At 62.6% G+C, this 484-nt stretch carries 1 protein-coding gene; it reads right to left on the minus strand.

The window, feature by feature from the left end; all coding sequences use genetic code 4:
- Positions 1–484 (minus strand): SLC13 family permease (locus FJM08_RS08595; protein ID WP_211331350.1); only part of this gene is annotated, 484 nt, incomplete at both ends.

A 484-nucleotide genomic window follows, 5' to 3' on the forward strand; every position in this document is an offset into this window, starting at 1 on the left:
CAGTGACGGAGCCCAGCAGCCAGGGCAGCAGACCGATCAGGGCGATCATGACGACGAGCACGGCCGGGGCCATGTGGATCAGGAAGTCGTTGAACGTCAGTCCCGCCCGGCTGGCGATGATGATGTTCGGCGGGTCGCCGACCAGCGTGGCCGCGCCGCCGACATTGGACGCGAAGACTTCGGCCACCAAAAACGGCGTGGAATTGACCCCCAGTCGATCACATACCAGTAGCGTCACCGGCGCGATCAACAACACCGTGGTGACGTTGTCCAGCAGGGCCGACCCCAGCGCGGTCACCAGCACCAGCAGGATCATGATGCGCAACGGCGCGGCGTTTGCGCGTTTGACGGCCCAAATCGCGACGTATTCGAAGACGCCGGTGTGCCGAAGCACGCTGACGATGATCATCATGCCCAAGAGCAGAAAGATGACGTCCCAATCGATTCCGGCTTCGTGCGAGTAGAACACGTCGTCCGATCCGAC

The sequence above is a fragment of the Metamycoplasma equirhinis genome (assembly GCF_006385185.1).
GTDB lineage: Bacteria > Bacillota_I > Bacilli_A > Mycoplasmatales > Metamycoplasmataceae > Metamycoplasma > Metamycoplasma equirhinis.